Consider the following 17,234-nt stretch of genomic DNA (forward strand, 5'->3'; position numbering starts at 1 on the left):
CGGGGTTAGAAAACCCCGCCTATCGCTGCTTGCCACAGGCAGGGATTAGCAGGACATTCTTGTCCTGCTAATCCCTTGAAAGCAAAGCGTTGCTTTGCAGCTACTAACTAACTACTGTTCACTATTCACTATTTTAAGATACCTTATTCAAGCGGTATACTAACCACACAGGACATTCCAACCCTGAAAATATTGTTTGGGTGCTGCCCTTTATCGAAAACAATTTTTACAGGAATTCTTTGAACAACCTTTACCCAGTTGCCTGTTGCATTTTCAGGAGGAAGAATTGAAAATGCTCCTCCGGTACCTGCCATTATTGATTCCACATAGCCTGAAAATTTTTTACCAGAAAAGGTGTCAACTTCGATTTTTGCCTTCATCCCCGGCTTTATCTTTTGTATCTGCGTTTCCTTAAAGTTTGCTTCTATCCAGATGTCATCAAGAGGAACAATAGCAAAGAGGGGTTGCCCTTCTGAAACACGGTTTCCAACTTCAACATTTTTTTTTGTTATAAATCCGTCAGCAGGTGAGTATATTGATGTGTATTCAAGATTTAATTCTTCCTGGCTTAGCTGTGCAGCTTTTTCCCTTATGAGCGCTTCATCATTTTCAGGAGATACAACTGCCTGCTTTTCCTTTAAATCCTCTTCATCTGCCTTTAACTTGGCTGAGGCAACACGATAGTTTGTAAGAGCTTCATCGTATTTTTCTTTTGGGGCAACCCCTTTTTCAAAGAGTAATTTTGCCCTTTCAAGAGTAATCTTTGAAAGCTCAAGATTTGCCCTTGAAAGTTCAACGTTAGCCTTTGCAGCTTCAACAGCAGCATATCTTCTTTTTACCTCCTGTTTTGCAAGTTCAAGGGATGCCTTTGCTTTTTCAACTGCAGCCTCAAAATCTGAAGGGTCTATTTTAACAAGCAAATCTCCGATTTTAACCTTCATATTTTCTTTTATATAAACCTCTTTCACCGTGCCGTCTATTCTCGAACTTACCATATGCATATGCCCCTTTACATATGCGTTGTCAGTAATTATGTTGCTTGAAAGATATTTCCAGTAAAAATAGGCGGCGGTTCCTCCAATTATGCAAATGATTATAAGTACGATTATTCCCGCCATCCGGTTTCTGGTATTATTATTTTTTTGCACAGGAGATTTTTGTCCGTATGCTGCAAAATCTTCAGTCATGTTGCTGCCTCCATTCACCATCTTTTACAGTTCCTTTTAAAAAAAGTTCTACGAATTCATGAATCACGTGTTTGTGGTTGAATTTTTTTATTTCCCTTTCAAGAAAAAATTCCTGAGTAATAAAATAGAAATAAATCATTCCAAAAAAAGCTCTTGTGACGACCTGATGGTCCAATATTCTTATTCTTTTTAGTTTTGAAATATGTGCAAGGTAGTCCTCAAAATGCCTGAACACTTTTTGTATAAGATTTTTGTGAATCATGCGCGCATATGTCGGATGCGTGTATGCCTCCATTGCCATTATCCTGACAAGATTTTTATTCCTGTAGAGAGAATCAAGAAAGCTTTCTGCGAGAGCGATAAGGGCATTTTTGTAATCTAAATGTTCAAGAGAAGGCTCAAGTTCCTCTATTCTTGCAAGAAAGGAATGATGCTCAATCACCTTTTTAAAAAGGTTTTCTTTATTTCCGAAATAGCGGAAAAGCGTAAGTTCATTGATTCCTGCAGACATGGCAAGCAGTTTGGTAGTACTTCCCCTATAGCCGAACCTTGAGAATACCTTAAAGGCTTTTTTTATAATCTGTTCTTCCCTTAATTTGAAGGATATTTTTCTTTTCTTCATAATTTGACTTTAAGTATATGTAAGTAAGCACTTACATATATTAATCTCTAATGTCAAGAAGAATTATCGTCCTTCAGAAATTAGGGGTAAAGATGAATTTTTAAAGAAATTTCATGTTGAAAAAGGTATAGCGGCAGAAGTTAATATTTGGATGTGCGGGTTTATTTCTTGAGGGCAATCAATAATACCGTTTAGATCTTCTGTCTATTCATACCGCAGAGCGTCAATCGGGTTAAGCTGCGATGCCTTGTATGCAGGGTAAAATCCGAAGGATATTCCGACAAGCCCTGAAAAGCCGAATGCAAGCATTATTGAAAATGGAGATACAATTGTGGGCCAACCAGCAAAGGTTGATACAATCTTTGAAATTGTTATGCCAAGTATTATTCCGACAATGCCTCCGATTAATGAAAGGGTTACTGCCTCAATAATAAATTGAGTTCTGATATCCCATGTTTTTGCGCCAATTGCCATTCTTATTCCTATCTCCCTTGTCCTTTCTGTAACTGAAACAAGCATGATGTTCATAATACCGATGCCGCCGACAAGGAGTGAAACCGAAGCGATGGAACCAAGCAGTAGCGCCATTATCCTGGTTGCTTGTTTTGCAAACTCCATCATTTCCGTAAGATTCCTTACACTGAAATCATCATCCTGTTTTGAAGATATACTATGTCTCTGTCTAAGAAGTTCGGTTATCTGTTTTTCAGCCGTCTCAAGACTCTCAACATTTTTTGCCTTAACAACGATTGTTCTTATCATGCCGGGGAATGTTGTTCCAAAAAGCCTTTTCTGCGCTGTTGTTACAGGGACAAATATGGTATCATCTTGATCCTGCCCCATCAAGTTCTGACCTTTTTTCTGCAAAATTCCAATTACTTTGAACGAAACCCTTTTTATCCTTATAATTTTGCCAATCGGGCTTGTATTTCCAAAAAGATTATCAATAACTGTTTGACCCAATATGCAGACTTTCGTGGCATTTTTGATATCCTGTTCAGTAAATTCTCTTCCAGAAGCAAGCGACCAGTCCCTGACTTTCAAAACATCTGTTGTAGTCCCTGACACAAGAGTTGACCAGTTCTGGTTACTGTAAACAATTTGTGCGGTTCCATTAAGCGACGGGGCAACATTTAATACAGCAGAACATTCCTTCTCTATTGCTTCTGCGTCTCCCATGGTAAGGGTTGGCTGGTTCCCCATGCCTGTTCTTACACCTCCGGTAGTAGTTGTGCCGGGGACAACCATAAGAAGATTGCTCCCGAGACTTGCGACCTGCTCGGCAATTTTCTGGTTTGCTCCTGCGCCTACTGCAAGCATTGCAATAACAGCGCTTACCCCTATAATGATTCCAAGCATTGTGAGGGCAGAGCGCATTTTGTTAACCCTCAGCGCTCTCAGGGCAATTTTTATAGTTGAAGGGATGTTAATCATAAAAAACCCAAATATCAAAATCCAAATTTCAAATAAATGACAAATATCAAAATCCAAATAAGAAATAAGTCCAAATCATAAAATTTAAAGCTAAAAATTCTGTCATTTGTTATTTGTGCTTTTAGTTTGATTTGAACTTTGAGCTTTGTCATTTGAAATTATTATTTTTTTACTGCCTCATTACTTATAATCTTCCCGTCAAGAAACTTTACAATTCTTCTACTGTATGCGGCTATGTCAGACTCGTGGGTTACAATTATTATTGTTATTTTTGATTCTTTGTTCAGTTTGACAAAGAGATTCATTATTTCAGCGCTTGTTTTTGTGTCAAGGTTTCCTGTTGGTTCATCTGCAAGAATAATTGGGGCATTGTTTACAATTGCTCTTGCTATGGCAACTCTCTGCTGTTCCCCTCCTGAAAGCTGGTTTGGGTTATGTCTTTCTCTGCCTTTGAGACCCACAGCTTCAAGTGAGGCCATTGCCTTTGCCCTTCTTTCTTTTGCTGAAATTCCATTATAGAGCATTGGAAGCTCGACATTTTCAATTGCCGTTGTTCTGGGGAGAAGGTTAAAGCTCTGGAAAACAAATCCTAACTTTTTATTTCTTATTCCTGCAAGCTCATTCTTGTTGAACCTGCTAACATCAATTTCATCAAGAAAATATTTACCGCCTGTTGATTTATCAAGGCATCCGAGGATGTTCATGAATGTTGATTTCCCTGAGCCGGAGGGACCCATTACTGAGACAAAGTCCCCTTTTTCTATTGAAAGGGATACTCCGCGCAGGGCATTTACTTCAACATCTCCGATTTTGTAAATCCTGCTGATTTCTTTTGCTTCAATGAGTGGCATGGTTAAAACATTCTCGGCATGCGCGATGAAGAATTATTTTTTCCATTTGATATGGATTCAGTTATTACTTCCTGTCCTTCTTTTATATTTCCCGAAACAAGCTCTGTATAACTTCCATCGCTTATTCCTGTAACGACTTCTATCCTTTTTGGCTTTCCATTTTCAACTGTCCAGACAGTACTGCCCTTTCTTTCTGATGGTTTATTCTCATTTTCAGAAGGCTTAAACCTCAGCGATATGTTTGGTATCTTTAAGACATCTTTTTTTCTGGCGGTGATTATTGAGACATTGGCAGTCATTCCGGGTTTTAGCCGGAGGTCAGAATTATCCACTTTAACCACGACATCATAGGTAATAACATTCTGAATATTTATAGGGGCGTTTCTTACCTGGAAAACAGTTCCTTTAAATGTAAGTTCCGGGTAAGCATCAACAGTAAACTCAACATCCTGCCCGACTATTATTACCCCAATGTCTGACTCATCAACATTTGTGTCTATCTGCATTTCACTGAGGTCGCGGGCAATAGTGAAAAGCGTTGGAGTCTGAAAGCTTGCGGCAACTGTCTGTCCAATATCCACATTCCTTGACACTACAATTCCGTCTACAGGAGACAATATCTTTGTGTATTTGAGGTTTGTTTCAGCATATGATAAGGAAGCCTCTGCCTGAGCGACCTGAGCCTTTGCTGCGCTTAGCTGCGACTTGCCTGCCTCATAATTTGTCTCTGATGTATCAAGAATGCTTTTTGAGATGATGAGGTTTTTCACAAACAGCTCTGTGTTTCTTTCAAGAATTCTTTTTGCATCAAGAAGGGAGGCTTCTGCTTTTTCAACGTTTGCTTTTGCAGACATAAGATTTGCTCTTGCCTGCTCAACCTGCGCTTCAAAGAGAACAGGGTCAATGAGTGCTATCAACTGGGATTTTTTTACAAAAGAGTTAAAATCTGCATATATTTCTTTTATTTTTCCAGAGACCTGTGTGCCAACAAGGATTGTGCTTACAGGGTTTACAGTTCCTGTGGCATTAACAGTTGCCACTATATCTCCTCTGAGAACTTTATCGAGTTTGTATTTTGCTTGATTTTCTTTTTTCCTGAATCCAAAAAAAAGAGCTACTACCAAGATTATTCCTATAACAACTCCAATGAGTATTTTTTTCATCAAGTCTCCTTTAACTTTTTACTGTTCACTGAAAACTATTCACTTCTTCTTCAGCACTTTAAACCGCTTACCAATGCCTGTTCCGTATGATGTCTTTGCTTTGACTAAAATATGTTGTTGAAGAGGAGATTAACAAGGATAAAACTGCGGCGATGAACACATAAAAAAACTTTATGCGGTATGACATAGTTTTCCCTTTTACTAATTTATTTCTATTTAGAGTTTAATTTTTACCATATATTAAATTTTAGTTATAAAATCAAAAATATCAACCTTAATTTTGTTGACAAATATTATTTTATTTTAAAAACTCAAAAAAATTTCAGAAAACACGTTTGTTATCCTGTAAGGAGGAAAATGAAATGGAACTAAAGGGGAGTAAAACCGAAACAAACCTGAAGGCAGCCTTTGCAGGTGAATCACAGGCAAGGAATAAATATACATTTTTTGCAAGTGTGGCAAAAAAAGAGGGGTTTGAGCAGTTATCAGAAATATTTTTTGAAACTGCTGATAATGAAAAGGAGCACGCAAAAAGGATGTTCAAATTTCTAAAGGGAATAGGGAATTCAAAAGAAAATTTAAAGGCAGCAGCAGAAGGCGAGAACTGCGAGTGGACCAGCATGTATCCCGGATTTTCAAAAACAGCAAAGGATGAGGGTTTTACAGAGATTGCAGAGTTTTTCAGCAAACTCTCTGAAGTTGAAAAGGAACACGAGAAAAGATACAATGCACTTCTTGAAAATATAAACAAGGATAAGGTTTTCAAGAGAGAAAATACAGTCAGGTGGAAATGCCGCAACTGCGGATATATTCATGAAGGAAAAGAGGCATTGCAGATTTGTCCTGTGTGTAATCACCCAAAAAGCTATTTTGAGATAGTGGCTGAAAACTATTAAAAGTGAATAGTTGTTAGTGAATAGTGAACAGTATTTAAAATAATGAGAAATGAACAATTAATAATTGATAATTGTTAATTAAAACTATTCACTGACTACTATTTTCTTATTCTATTGACCCTTCAAATACCTTCCGGTGTAGGAGTATTTGCAGGCAATAATGTCTTCAAGAGTTCCCTGTGCAACAATGTAGCCGCCGTCCTGTCCGCCTTCAGGTCCAAGGTCGATTATGTAATCAGCCGCTTTTATGAAATCAAGGTTATGCTCAATTATAAGGATTGAATGCCCAAAATCAACAAGCCTCTGCAAAACCTTTATGAGGGTTTCAACATCAGAGATATGAAGCCCAGTTGTTGGCTCATCAAAAACAAAGAGATATTTTCTTGCGCCCTTGCTCTGTGCAAGAAAACCTGCAAGCTTAAGCCTCTGGGCTTCTCCCCCGCTCAATGTTGATGTTCCCTGTCCAAGCTTCAGGTAGCCAAGCCCTATATCCCGGAGAATTTTCAGCTTTTTAATGATTTCAGGTTTATCAATAAAAAATTTTATTGCCTCTCCAACTGTCAGGTCAAGGATTTCATCTATGTTTTTTCTGTTGTAGCGCACATCAAGGACAGCGCTTCTGAACCTTTTGCCACTGCATTTGTCGCACTTCACCTCTATGTCAGCCATAAAATACATCTCAAGAACAACAGTTCCTGTACCCTTGCACACATCACACCTTCCTCCGTCTACATTGAAAGAAAAATCCCTTGCCTTCAGTCCTTTTGTTTTTGCATCCCTTGCTGAAGCAATAAGTTTTCTGATGTCATCATAGGCCTTTATGTAGGTTACAGGATTTGACCTTACTGACCTTCCGATTGGCGACTGGTCCATCAGTATGATGTCATCTACAAGCTCTGTCCCTTCAATAAAATCAAACCCTCCGGCATCCTGTTCCTGCGAGTGGAGAGGCAGCGGAGTTTTTTTTGCTTTTTTGCTTAGTGTTTTGAATCCTGCATAGAGAACATCATCCAGAAGTGTTGATTTTCCTGAGCCTGAAACCCCGGTTATGCAGGTGAGAACGCCAAGGGGAATACTGACGTTGAGATTTTTTAAATTATTTTTGCGCGCATTGCGAATCTGCAAGAACCCCTTTGGATTTCTCCTGATGGATTTAAAGTCCGTCAGATTCCCATGCTTTAAGAATCTGGCGGTCAGCGACTCTTTTGAGTTCAGGAGGTTGTCAAGGTTTCCTTCAAATACAACTTCTCCTCCAAGCTGCCCTGCTCCGGGTCCCAAATCAATGATTTTATCAGCTCCTTTGATTATGGTCCTGTCGTGCTCAACAACAACAACTGTATTGCCGCTCTCCTGCAGGCTTTTTAAAATATTGAGCAGCCTTGTGCTGTCTCTTGCGTGGAGTCCAACAGTGGGTTCATCAAGGACATAGAGTGTATCTGTCAGGGATGAGCCAAGGGCTGAGGCAAGGCTAATCCTCTGCATCTCTCCGCCGCTTAATGTCCTTGTCTGCCTGTCAAGAGTGAGGTATCCAAGCCCGACATCCTTTAAGTATTTAAGGCGTGATTTTATTTCTTTTATTACAGTTTTTCCTGTTTCATATTCGTGGTTGCTTATTGTAAGATAGTTAAAAAATATTCCAAGGTCACTTATGCTCATCTGGCTTAGTTCAGAAATGTCTTTTCCTACGAATTTTATATTCAAGGCTTCTTTTCTAAGCCTTTTACCATTGCACGCTTCACACAAAGTATAGCTTCTGTACTTTGCAAGCATAACCCTGACATGGATTTTGTATTTCTTGCTTTCAAACCAGTCAAAAAAACCTTTTACTCCAACAAAATCGCCTGCGCCATTTATGATTAAATCTTTTTCTTTTTCTGTTAAGTCCCTGAATGGCTTATCAAGGGGAATTCTGTGTCTTTTTGCAGCTTTCTCAAGGTCATGATACATTTTCTGATATGATGGAGTATTCCAGACTGCTATTGCGCCTTCTTTTATGGAAAGGTTTTTATCAGGAATGACTTTGTCAATATCTATCCCTGTTACCCTTCCAAAACCGTGGCAGACCTGACAGGCTCCGAGAGGGCTGTTAAAAGAAAAAAGAAGCGGCTCAGGTTTCATGAAGCTTTTGTTGCATACAGTACAATTAAATGATGAGTCAAAGTTTATTCTTTCATTTTCGTGTACAATTACAGAGGCTTTTCCCAGTCCAATTTTAAATGCGGTTTCAAGCGATTCATTCAGTCTCGTAAAGGAATTTTCATTAACTTCAATCCTGTCTATGAGGATATCTGTTTTTCCCTTTTTTTCAGAAACGCTGTATTCATCCTCCTCAAGGTTAATGAATCTGCCTTCTTCATATACACGGTAAAATCCCTGTTTTATCAGTTCATCTTTTATTGTTTCAAAAAGCCTTTCATCTTCTGTTCTTAACGTGGAAACAATCAGAATCCTTGTTCCGTGGCAGGTATCAAAAAGATATTTTGCAGCGCTTTCGGGGTTATCTTTTTTAACTTCAATGCTGCACTCAGGGCAGAAGGTCCTGCCTGTTTTTGCATAGAGAAGCCTTAGATAATCATTCAGTTCAGTTGCAGTTCCAACAGTTGACCTTGCATTCTTCACGCTGTTTTTCTGCTCAAGCGCAATTGCAGGCTGGATATGGTTTATGTAATCAACGTCAGGCCTCTCCATCCTTTCAAGAAACAGCCTTGCATATGTTGACATTGACTCAACGTACCTCCTCTGTCCTTCTGCATATAGGGTATCAAAAGCAAGGCTTGATTTTCCTGAGCCTGAAACCCCGGTTATGACTGTTAGCTTTCCTGTTGGTATGGTGCAATTTAGGCTTTTGAGATTGTTTGTCCTTGCACCGGTTATTTCTATTTGTTTATCCATTTTTATCAAATCTCAAATTCCAAACTCCAAACAAATTCAAGATGCAAATAAGCAAAACAGCCATAAGTAATAAGCAGAAAAGTATTGAAGTATCATTCTTATATTTACGGTATTGTTTCAACAATTTTCATGCAAAGTTCGTTGGCATTTCTGGCAAACTCAGCTTCATTCAGATAATAATTCCACAGGGATGTCACAGGGCCTGTTGCAAGGCTTAAAACAGTAGTAATCATATTAGAATATGTTATTCCGGGGAATGTCCCTCCGTAGGTTGTAATTTTATGTTCAGCAGCCCAGAGGGTTTTTCCTGTCCTGGTGTCTTTCATTTCAACAAAAAGCCCTACAGTTTTAGAGGCATAAAAAAACATCCATTTTTTTTTGTAATAAGTTACCTTTCCGTAAATTAATGCATCTGCCTCCAGCATCTTTCCAATTTCTTCTGGATGAGGGCTTCTAAGGGGAGAAGGGTTTTTTATGCGGTTTTTTTTTAACTCAGAATCCACCTTGAAAATTTCGACATCAATGAATTTCTTTGGACTGAACTGGGCATAAAAGATTTTTCTTAAAACATCAGAGGCTTCAGGATTATCTGAAAAATTTTCAAAAGGAAGGATTGCTACTATTTTCGGAGAGGCTTTTTTAAAGTAGGCTGATACATCGTATGTGACATCAAAAAGATTGGTGAAAACAGAGCACGATGCAAGGGATACTGCCAAAAAAATTATTAAAAAAACTTTTTTCAGGTTCATATTTTTTAAAACTATAATTGGCAAAGAATATAATGTCAAATTTAGCTTGATTTAATAATAATGTTTTTCTAATATTTGAAAACTATTTATTCAGGAGGGTTGAAAGATGAATTATGACGGTATCCTCTTTTTGCTCAGGAACGACAAAAAGTTCTGTCCAAACTGCGAAGAACTTCGTTCTATCTGGCTTCAGAATAACCTTTCAAAAAAAATAGAGATAAAGCATATTGACTGGGAAGACAGGTCTGAGGTAATCAAAGCTCTTGGAGAAAAAGGGTGTCCTCAGTTTCAGATTCTGACAGATGATAAGATTCCTGGCATAGAGGTAAAAGAATACAACAGGAACCGTTATCTTACCAGTGTATACGATATCTCCCTGTGGTGGAATAAAAAGTACGGAGCTCCTGTAAGGGCGAGCAAGGAATAGGCTGTCTAATGCCAAATGTCAAAACTCAAAGCTCAAATGGAATCCAAAGCCTGACTGACCAAAATTTTCAGCATTTGGTTTTTGACATTTGGATTTTATTGCATTGAGATTTGGCATTTGAAATTTTTTAAACAAAAAGGAGAAATAATGTATTCAAAAAAAATAGCCGGATGTTTTTTAATTCTACTGTCGTTCATAATAATATTACCGCTTATTGCAGGCGCGGAAGAGAGGAAAAGTCCTGATAAGGTAATTCTGGCAGAAGTGGGCGATAAGAAAATAACCCTTCAGGACCTTAACAGTAAAATCTCTGAGCTGCCTCTTCAGTATAGAGGCTTTTTCTCTGACCCCGGGAAAAAGGAAACTTTTCTGAACTCACTTGTCCAGCAGATTGTTCTTGCTAAAAAAGCAAGGGAGCTAAAGATGGATCAGAAGCCGGAGATTTCTGAGAAGATAAATGATATTACCAATCAGATACTAAGCCAGGAACTGGTAAAAGAAGAAATTCTTAAAAAAAATAATATATCAGATGAAGAGATTAAGAAATATTATGGGAATAATGTTGATAAATACAGAGAGCCTGAAAGTGTAAAAGCAAGCCATATACTCATAAAGGTTGACGAGGATGCAGGCGAGGAGGCGAGAAGCAAATCTGAAGCAAAGGCAAAGGAGATTCTTGAGAAGGCAAAAAAGGGTGAGGATTTTGCTGCTCTTGCAAAGGAATTTTCTGAAGACACTGCAACAGGCAAAAGGGGTGGAGACCTTGGATTTTTCAACAAAGGAAGAATGGTTAAAGAGTTTAATGATGTTGCCTTCAAATTAAAACCAGGCGAGATAAGCGATATTGTTAAAACAAGATTTGGATACCATATAATAAAAGTTGAAGGGAAAAAAAAAGAACACCAGAAGGCTTTAACAGAAGTAAAGTCTCAGATTAAAGAAACTTTATCAAGAGAAGCCCTGAGAAAGAAACTGGATGAATATACAAAAAAGCTTTATGAGGAATCAAAGGTTGTTATGCATCCGGAGCTTTTAAAGGCAGCGGAAAGTGAAGAAAAAGATATTGATGAGATAGAAGAAACGGATGAGGAAAGCGTTGATGAGGATGGTTCAGAGATGGAGTTTGAAGAGGATTAGAGGGAGAAGAGTCCTGGAATGAAATACGGGCAAAAGGCAATAAAGAGCGCAAAGCTTGAAATCTGGGATAACCCCAACCCTGAGAAGAGCTATGAGATTGAAATAGACTTTCCTGAGTTTACCTGTTTGTGCCCAAGGTCAGGTTATCCGGATTTTGCAACAATTAAGGTTAAATATATTCCTGACAAATATGTGGTTGAGTTAAAATCACTGAAACTGTATTTTAACAAATTCAGAAACCATTACATTTCCCACGAAGCTGTTGTAAATAAAATCTATGACCATCTCAGAAGAGCAATTAAGCCGAGATACATTGAAGTTGCGGGAGATTTTAATCCACGGGGAAATGTCAGAACAGTAATCCGCATATCTTCACAGGCTGATCGGGAATGTCATTGATGTGATGAGCAAAACGGTTGCGAGGCTTAACCGAAGCAAACTCAGAGCAGATTCCTCGCTTTGCCCGGAACAGACTCCGCAATCTAATAAAAAATGTTGCAAATAAAGGGCTTGCCATATTAAGAAAATAAAATAAAGTTCAGAGTAAAGAACTATTATATTACCTATAATGAAGGGTTTTATATGAAAATAAAATGGTATGGTCATTCTTCGTTTTTGATTACATCAAAAGATGGCACAAAAATCATAATAGACCCTTATGAGCCCAAGGGTTATGATGGCGCCATAGGTTACGCTCCCATAAACGATATTGCTGATATTGCCCTTGCTTCACACGACCACGCTGACCATGGGTATGTTCAGGGACTCAAAGGGACTCCGCAGGTAATCAATAAAGATGGAGAAACAAAGGCAAAGAATATAACCTTTAAAGGGGTACAGGCTTTTCATGATACAGAAAAAGGAACTCAGAGAGGCGCTATATTAATTTTCAGATTTGAAGTTGACGGCATATCTGTTTGCCATCTTGGGGACCTTGGCGAGCCTCTTTCTGATAAACAGGTTGGAGAATTAAAACCAGTTGATATTCTTCTTATTCCTGTTGGCGGGTTCTTTACAATAGACTCAGAGGTTGTAACCCAGACTATTGAGAAATTAAAACCTGCAATTACAATACCGATGCACTATAAAACCAGCAAATGCGGATTCCCTCTTGCCTATGTTGACGAGTTTTTAAAGGACAAGAAAAAGGTCAGGAAGGCAGGAACTTCTGAAATTGAGCTCTCAAAAGCATCTCTTCCCTCAAGCCCTGAAATAGTCATTCTTGAGCATGCGCTTTAAAAAAACAAAAAAGAGAATCGTAGGGATGTTCCTTATGCAATAAGGCTTGAGGCATTGAGGAGAGAATTACAATAAAAAACCATTTGACATAAATTATAATAAATCATAATAGATTAATAATTAATTTTAAGAAACGGAGATTATTTATGGAGTGGGATTCCAAAGCTGTTGAGGCTTTTATACAGATGCCTTTGTCAGGACTTGCAAAATCAATGGCAAAGGTCTTTGCTGAAAAAAAGGCAAGGAAGAACAAGAGCAGCAAGGTTACAATGAAAGAAATTGAGGAAACAAAAAAGGTTTATTATGAGTCAGTTCCAGAAGTTGTCCGCCGTAAAGAGTGGGAGAAAAGAATTAAGGAAGGCGAAGCTGACCTGATGGAAAAAGTGGAAAAAGAGTCGAGAGAAATTCTTGCAACTGATGTTGACCTTTTTGATGTGGACCTCTGCCATGCCCAGTATTTCCGCTGTGGCTCCCAGATAGTTGAGGTGAGGGAGCTTAAGAAGGAAATTGAGGAAAAACTGAGGAAGCTTAATGTAACTGAAATGGTAGCTGATATGCTTCACGATAACGAAAGGATTCTTCCCCACCACAGGGTAACCTTCTCAGTATCTGCCTGCAGCAATGGCTGTACAGGACCAGAGACAAAGGAATTCGGGATTCACGGAGTCGCAAAACCAGTGGTAACTGACGCCGAGTGCACTGAGTGCTATGCCTGTGTCCTGAGATGCCCTGATAATGCGGTCATTGTCATGAATGGAAAACCAAAGATTGATTATGGTAAGTGCAAGATATGCGAAGCCTGCGTAAGAGCCTGCCCGCAGGGAGTTTTGAAAACAGATAAAAAAGGTTACAGGATTATGGTTGGCGGAAGCTTCGGAAGGCATCACAAAGTCGCCCATGAGCTTTTCAAGATTGCAGATAAGGAGACTCTTTTTAAGGTGATTGATGCGGGGATAAAGGTTATCAGAGAGCAGGCAATTGGCGAGGAAAGCATAACAAGCATAGTTGATAGAGTTGGAGTAGCTCCGATTTTTGAAAAGATGTATAAATAGAAAAAGAGAACCGTTTTAATCAAGAACCTCCCGCACTTTTCTGAGGAGGGCGGTTGGCGAAATGGGTTTTGTGACAAAGCTCAAGCCGTCTTTCAAGATACCTTTTTCCCTGATAATATCTGCCGCATATCCGCTGATGAAAAGCACCTTCATTGACGGGCATATTTTTATTATCTCATCATATGCCTCTTTTCCGTTCTTCTTGGGCATTATAATATCAAAGAGCAGGAGCTGTATGCTGTCCCTGTGCTCAATAAATTTATCCACCGCTTCCTGACCGTCCTGCGCAAGGATTACGGTATACCCGGACTCACTGAGCACCTCGCTCGTCAGCTTCTGAAGCATCTTGTCATCTTCAGCTACAAGCACTGTTTCAGTGCCATTGGGAATTAGCTTATTTTCCATGCTTTTTTCATCTGCGGTTTCTTTTTTTACAAGCGCAAGCGGGAGGTATATCCTGAATGTCGTTCCCTCTCCCGGCTCGCTGTAGACATTGATGTAGCCATCGTGCTGTTTTATTATGCCGTAAGCCATTGAAAGACCAAGCCCTGTCCCCTTGCCAACTTTTTTGGTAGTGAAAAACGGCTCGAATATCTTTTTCTTTGTCTCTTCATCCATTCCAATCCCTGTATCAGTTGCCGACATTATGGCGTATTTTCCCGGTTTTCCGTAGCTATGAGCTATTATGAATTCACTGTCAATCTCTGTCAGTGCAGTCTCAATGGTCAGCATGCCCCCTTTTGGCATTGCATCCCGCGCATTGGTCGCAAGGTTCATTATCACCTGCTCAATCTGGGATGAATCAGCAAGGATGTTGACATCGCTTTCATTCAGTACAATCCTAATCTTTATATCCTCGCCTATAACCCTTACTAAAAACTTCTGCACCTTTCTGATGATTTCATTCAGGTCCACAGGCTTTATATCAGTAATCTGCTTGCGGCTGAAGGTAAGGAGGCTTTGGGTTAGCTGAGATGCCTGTTCTGCGGCTTCAAGCACGTGTTTGATATTCAGGCGATTGGGACTATCCTGCTCCATATTATTCATTGCTATAGAGGCATAACCTATGATTGCCGTAAGCATATTGTTGAAGTCGTGAGCAATCCCGCCTGCAAGCGTGCCCACTGCCTCCATCTTCTGAGACTGGCGGAACTGGTTCTCAATCTGTCTTCGCTTGGTAACGTCAATATCTACACCTCTATATCCCAGAAGGGTTCCTTTGCTATCAAGAACAGGCACGCCGGCTGTTTCTATTATTACTATGTTGCCCTGCTTATGAACACTCTGATTGGAAAATCCTTTAAAGGTTTGTTTGCGGGCAAAATACTCAAAAGCTGCTGTTTTAATCTTCTCTTTTACATCAGGAGCAAAGAAATTATAAAAGTATTTTTTCCCAATAATTTCTTCAGGCTTGTAGCCGAGAATTTTCTCAACAACCGGGCTTATATACGTATATAAACCAACAGCGTTGACTTCCCAAATACATTCTTCTTTGCTTTCGGTTATCTGTCTGAACCGTTCTTCGCTTTTTCTCAGCGTTTTCTCTATCTGGCTGCGCAAGAGCGTAATTCCTACGCTTGCTCCAAGCCACTCAAAGAAATGGATTGTCTCAAGGGTGAAGCGGTTGCGCCGCCGGTCGTTTAATTGCAGAAGCCCGATAATCTCTTTGTCTGAACGCAGGGGTATGAGCGCAACAGATTCGTAGCCCTCGTTGTTGCAGCGGTTTTGCATACGGGCAAGACAATTTATATCAGTAGTTGTTTTCAGGAGGTCTGTGGTGCTGTTTGTCCAGAAACTTCCCCCTTTGGTGAAGAATGGCAGCTTTGCATCGGTCCTGCCGTACAGGATGTTTCCGCACATACATTCAAGGAACGGTTTCCCGTCTTTGTCGCATACAATATTCCCTAACTCATCTCTTGAGTAGAGGGAATTCTCGGCTTGCAGAAAACTCCCGGTAAAGCCATTTGCCTTGTAGTACGGAAAGTCGCTTCCCTCTCGCAGGCGGATTGCAACGGCTTCTATGCCTGTTGTATTTTTGACCAGAAAAAGAATGTCGTTGATTGCGTCCGAAGTTGTCTCGTGACGGTTCAGAATGTCAAGCACATTGTGGGAGAGCCGCTCCCGTTTTTCAGCTTCCTTGCGCTCGGTGATGTCCTGCACAACGGCAATGTGATAGTCGGGGGTATTACCCGATTCCCACATCGGGGACACAGCGAGGCTTACCCACGCAAGCGAGCCATCCTTGCAAATATACCTCTTTTCCATTGTGAACTCGCGAATCCTGCCAGTCTTGAACATTTCCATGTTTTCCATATCTGCCTGCAGGTCATCGGGATGAGTGATGGTCGGAAAATCAAGTTGTTTCATCTCATCGCTGGTATAGCCGACAATTTCACAATACTTTCGGTTGATACGGACAAATCGTCCTGTTGCGGTTTCTATCTCTGCCACGCCGACTGATGCCTGTTCAAAAAGCACGCGGTACCGCTCTTCGCTCTTTCTCAATACCTTAGCCGCTTCATACATTTTTCTGTAAAAACTCATACTTTGTTGCCGCCAGATGAACCATGTTGCCATACCCACACTGATCAGCAGGGTGACAACGAGAATGACTGTGACCCATAGTTGCTCCTGCAATGGAGCGTACACTTCTTCAGAATCCATCCGGGAAACCAGAAACCACGGAGAATCCGGAATGGCACCCACTGCTGCCAGCACCGGTGAGCCTCTATAGTCAATGCCTTCCACCACGCCTTTCTGACCTGAAACTGCCATTACTTCAGGCTGTTTCTTTCTGTTCAAGGAAGCACGAAGAGTGAGGGCGGTATTTTTTTGAAACCTCAATTCATTAAGAAAGACGGCTTCGTTTCCTTCCCTGCGGATTATCAGGGTTTCTGCTGTTTTGCTGGGTGTTGGCCAGCGCTGGATAAAAGGGTAGAGATAGGAATAAGGATTAATCCGCAGGAAGAGGACACCTATCGGTACTCCGCCGGGGCGCGTATCGATAATCGGGACGAGAAGTCCGAGGCGTATATCACGGCTGATATTGTGCCGGTAAAAATCCATGAACCTCATTTGCCCTGAACGCAGGGTTTCAGCAACATGTTGTTTTACAGCAGATGAGAGGGGTTCTGTTGTGGCGGGAACCGATAACCGCACATCTCCATTGGCGTCGAGCAGACGGACCCGGTCATAGTTATAGTTTGCCCGTATTTGACTGATCCATATATGGAGCTCTTTTTGCAGATTCATATTCCCGGGATTTTTGAAATAGCGCTGTACTATTGCTGCGAAGGAGGCATTTTTGTAAAAGATTTCGCCATTATCAAAACGTTCTTTTCTCCACAGCTTAATCTCGCTTATTTTAAGCTCCGCAATGGCGGAAAGCTGGTTTTCCATCTCGATACGGCGGTGTTTTTCGTAATTCCGGCAATAGAGATAACCTGTTGTGATTATGCCTGCGGATAGGATGATAAAAACAAGAATAAGAAAATACGGAGTGCGTTTCTCTTTTATATCTTGAGTTTCCATTGATAAGGTCATCAAGCTTTCTTATTAAAACCAAAATACACTAGACAGCTATCA

The 17,234-nt window shown here is 40.2% G+C and carries 14 protein-coding genes; 6 read left to right on the plus strand and 8 right to left on the minus strand.

Annotation, left to right across the window (positions count from 1 at the left end; all coding sequences use genetic code 11):
* Nucleotides 1-143 precede the first annotated feature (143 nt).
* The 5 genes from A3H37_05135 to A3H37_05155 all read right to left on the minus strand — a co-directional run bounded on the left by A3H37_05135 (nucleotide 144) and on the right by A3H37_05155 (nucleotide 5,257).
* Complete coding sequence (locus A3H37_05135) at nucleotides 144-1,208, minus strand: hypothetical protein (protein OGL48358.1); 1,065 nt, start codon at nucleotides 1,206-1,208, stop codon at nucleotides 144-146.
* A complete protein-coding gene (locus A3H37_05140; GenBank protein ID OGL48359.1) occupies nucleotides 1,180-1,809 on the minus strand; it encodes a hypothetical protein in 630 nt (209 codons plus the stop codon). Before A3H37_05140 ends, A3H37_05135 begins: the two co-directional genes overlap by 29 nt.
* 204 nt (nucleotides 1,810-2,013) lie before the next feature.
* On the minus strand, nucleotides 2,014-3,243 hold the full coding sequence (locus tag A3H37_05145; protein OGL48420.1) for a multidrug ABC transporter substrate-binding protein: 1,230 nt from the start codon (nucleotides 3,241-3,243) through the stop codon (nucleotides 2,014-2,016).
* A 161-nt stretch (nucleotides 3,244-3,404) separates the two neighbouring features.
* The gene (locus A3H37_05150; protein ID OGL48360.1) at nucleotides 3,405-4,094 is read right to left on the minus strand and encodes a macrolide ABC transporter ATP-binding protein; all 690 of its coding nucleotides are present in this window, start codon (nucleotides 4,092-4,094) and stop codon (nucleotides 3,405-3,407) included.
* Between the two features lie 2 nt (nucleotides 4,095-4,096).
* On the minus strand, nucleotides 4,097-5,257 hold the full coding sequence (locus tag A3H37_05155) for an efflux transporter periplasmic adaptor subunit (GenBank protein ID OGL48361.1): 1,161 nt from the start codon (nucleotides 5,255-5,257) through the stop codon (nucleotides 4,097-4,099).
* Nucleotides 5,258-5,619: 362 nt separating this feature from the next.
* Between A3H37_05155 and A3H37_05160 the strand changes: the two genes are divergently transcribed.
* Entirely contained in the window at nucleotides 5,620-6,153 is a 534-nt protein-coding gene (locus tag A3H37_05160) for a rubrerythrin (protein OGL48362.1), read from the plus strand.
* 111 nt (nucleotides 6,154-6,264) lie between these two features.
* Here A3H37_05160 and A3H37_05165 read toward each other — a convergent pair whose 3' ends face one another.
* Together A3H37_05165 and A3H37_05170 are read right to left on the minus strand one after the other, a co-directional pair.
* The gene (locus A3H37_05165) at nucleotides 6,265-9,045 is read right to left on the minus strand and encodes an excinuclease ABC subunit A (GenBank protein OGL48363.1); all 2,781 of its coding nucleotides are present in this window, start codon (nucleotides 9,043-9,045) and stop codon (nucleotides 6,265-6,267) included.
* Nucleotides 9,046-9,149: 104 nt separating this feature from the next.
* A complete protein-coding gene (locus A3H37_05170) occupies nucleotides 9,150-9,833 on the minus strand; it encodes a hypothetical protein (protein ID OGL48364.1) in 684 nt (227 codons plus the stop codon).
* A 67-nt stretch (nucleotides 9,834-9,900) separates the two neighbouring features.
* On the opposite strand from A3H37_05170, the gene A3H37_05175 reads away from it, so the two are divergent.
* From A3H37_05175 to A3H37_05195, 5 genes are all read left to right on the plus strand, one after another.
* Nucleotides 9,901-10,221, plus strand: coding sequence for a hypothetical protein (locus tag A3H37_05175; GenBank protein ID OGL48365.1), 321 nt, complete (start codon nucleotides 9,901-9,903; stop codon nucleotides 10,219-10,221).
* 147 nt (nucleotides 10,222-10,368) lie between these two features.
* On the plus strand, nucleotides 10,369-11,358 hold the full coding sequence (locus A3H37_05180; GenBank protein OGL48366.1) for a hypothetical protein: 990 nt from the start codon (nucleotides 10,369-10,371) through the stop codon (nucleotides 11,356-11,358).
* Nucleotides 11,359-11,376: 18 nt separating this feature from the next.
* A complete protein-coding gene (locus A3H37_05185) occupies nucleotides 11,377-11,757 on the plus strand; it encodes an NADPH-dependent 7-cyano-7-deazaguanine reductase QueF (GenBank protein ID OGL48367.1) in 381 nt (126 codons plus the stop codon).
* A 183-nt stretch (nucleotides 11,758-11,940) separates the two neighbouring features.
* A complete protein-coding gene (locus A3H37_05190) occupies nucleotides 11,941-12,597 on the plus strand; it encodes a hypothetical protein (GenBank protein ID OGL48368.1) in 657 nt (218 codons plus the stop codon).
* 146 nt (nucleotides 12,598-12,743) lie between these two features.
* On the plus strand, nucleotides 12,744-13,649 hold the full coding sequence (locus A3H37_05195) for a hypothetical protein (GenBank protein OGL48369.1): 906 nt from the start codon (nucleotides 12,744-12,746) through the stop codon (nucleotides 13,647-13,649).
* A gap of 15 nt (nucleotides 13,650-13,664) precedes the next feature.
* Here the strand turns inward: A3H37_05195 and A3H37_05200 are convergent, their stop codons facing one another.
* Nucleotides 13,665-17,192 (minus strand): hypothetical protein, encoded by a 3,528-nt coding sequence (locus A3H37_05200; GenBank protein ID OGL48370.1) that lies wholly within the window; start codon nucleotides 17,190-17,192, stop codon nucleotides 13,665-13,667.
* Between the last annotated feature and the right edge of the window lie 42 nt (nucleotides 17,193-17,234).

The organism is Candidatus Schekmanbacteria bacterium RIFCSPLOWO2_02_FULL_38_14, from assembly GCA_001790855.1.
Taxonomy (GTDB): domain Bacteria; phylum Schekmanbacteria; class GWA2-38-11; order GWA2-38-11; family GWA2-38-11; genus 2-02-FULL-38-14-A.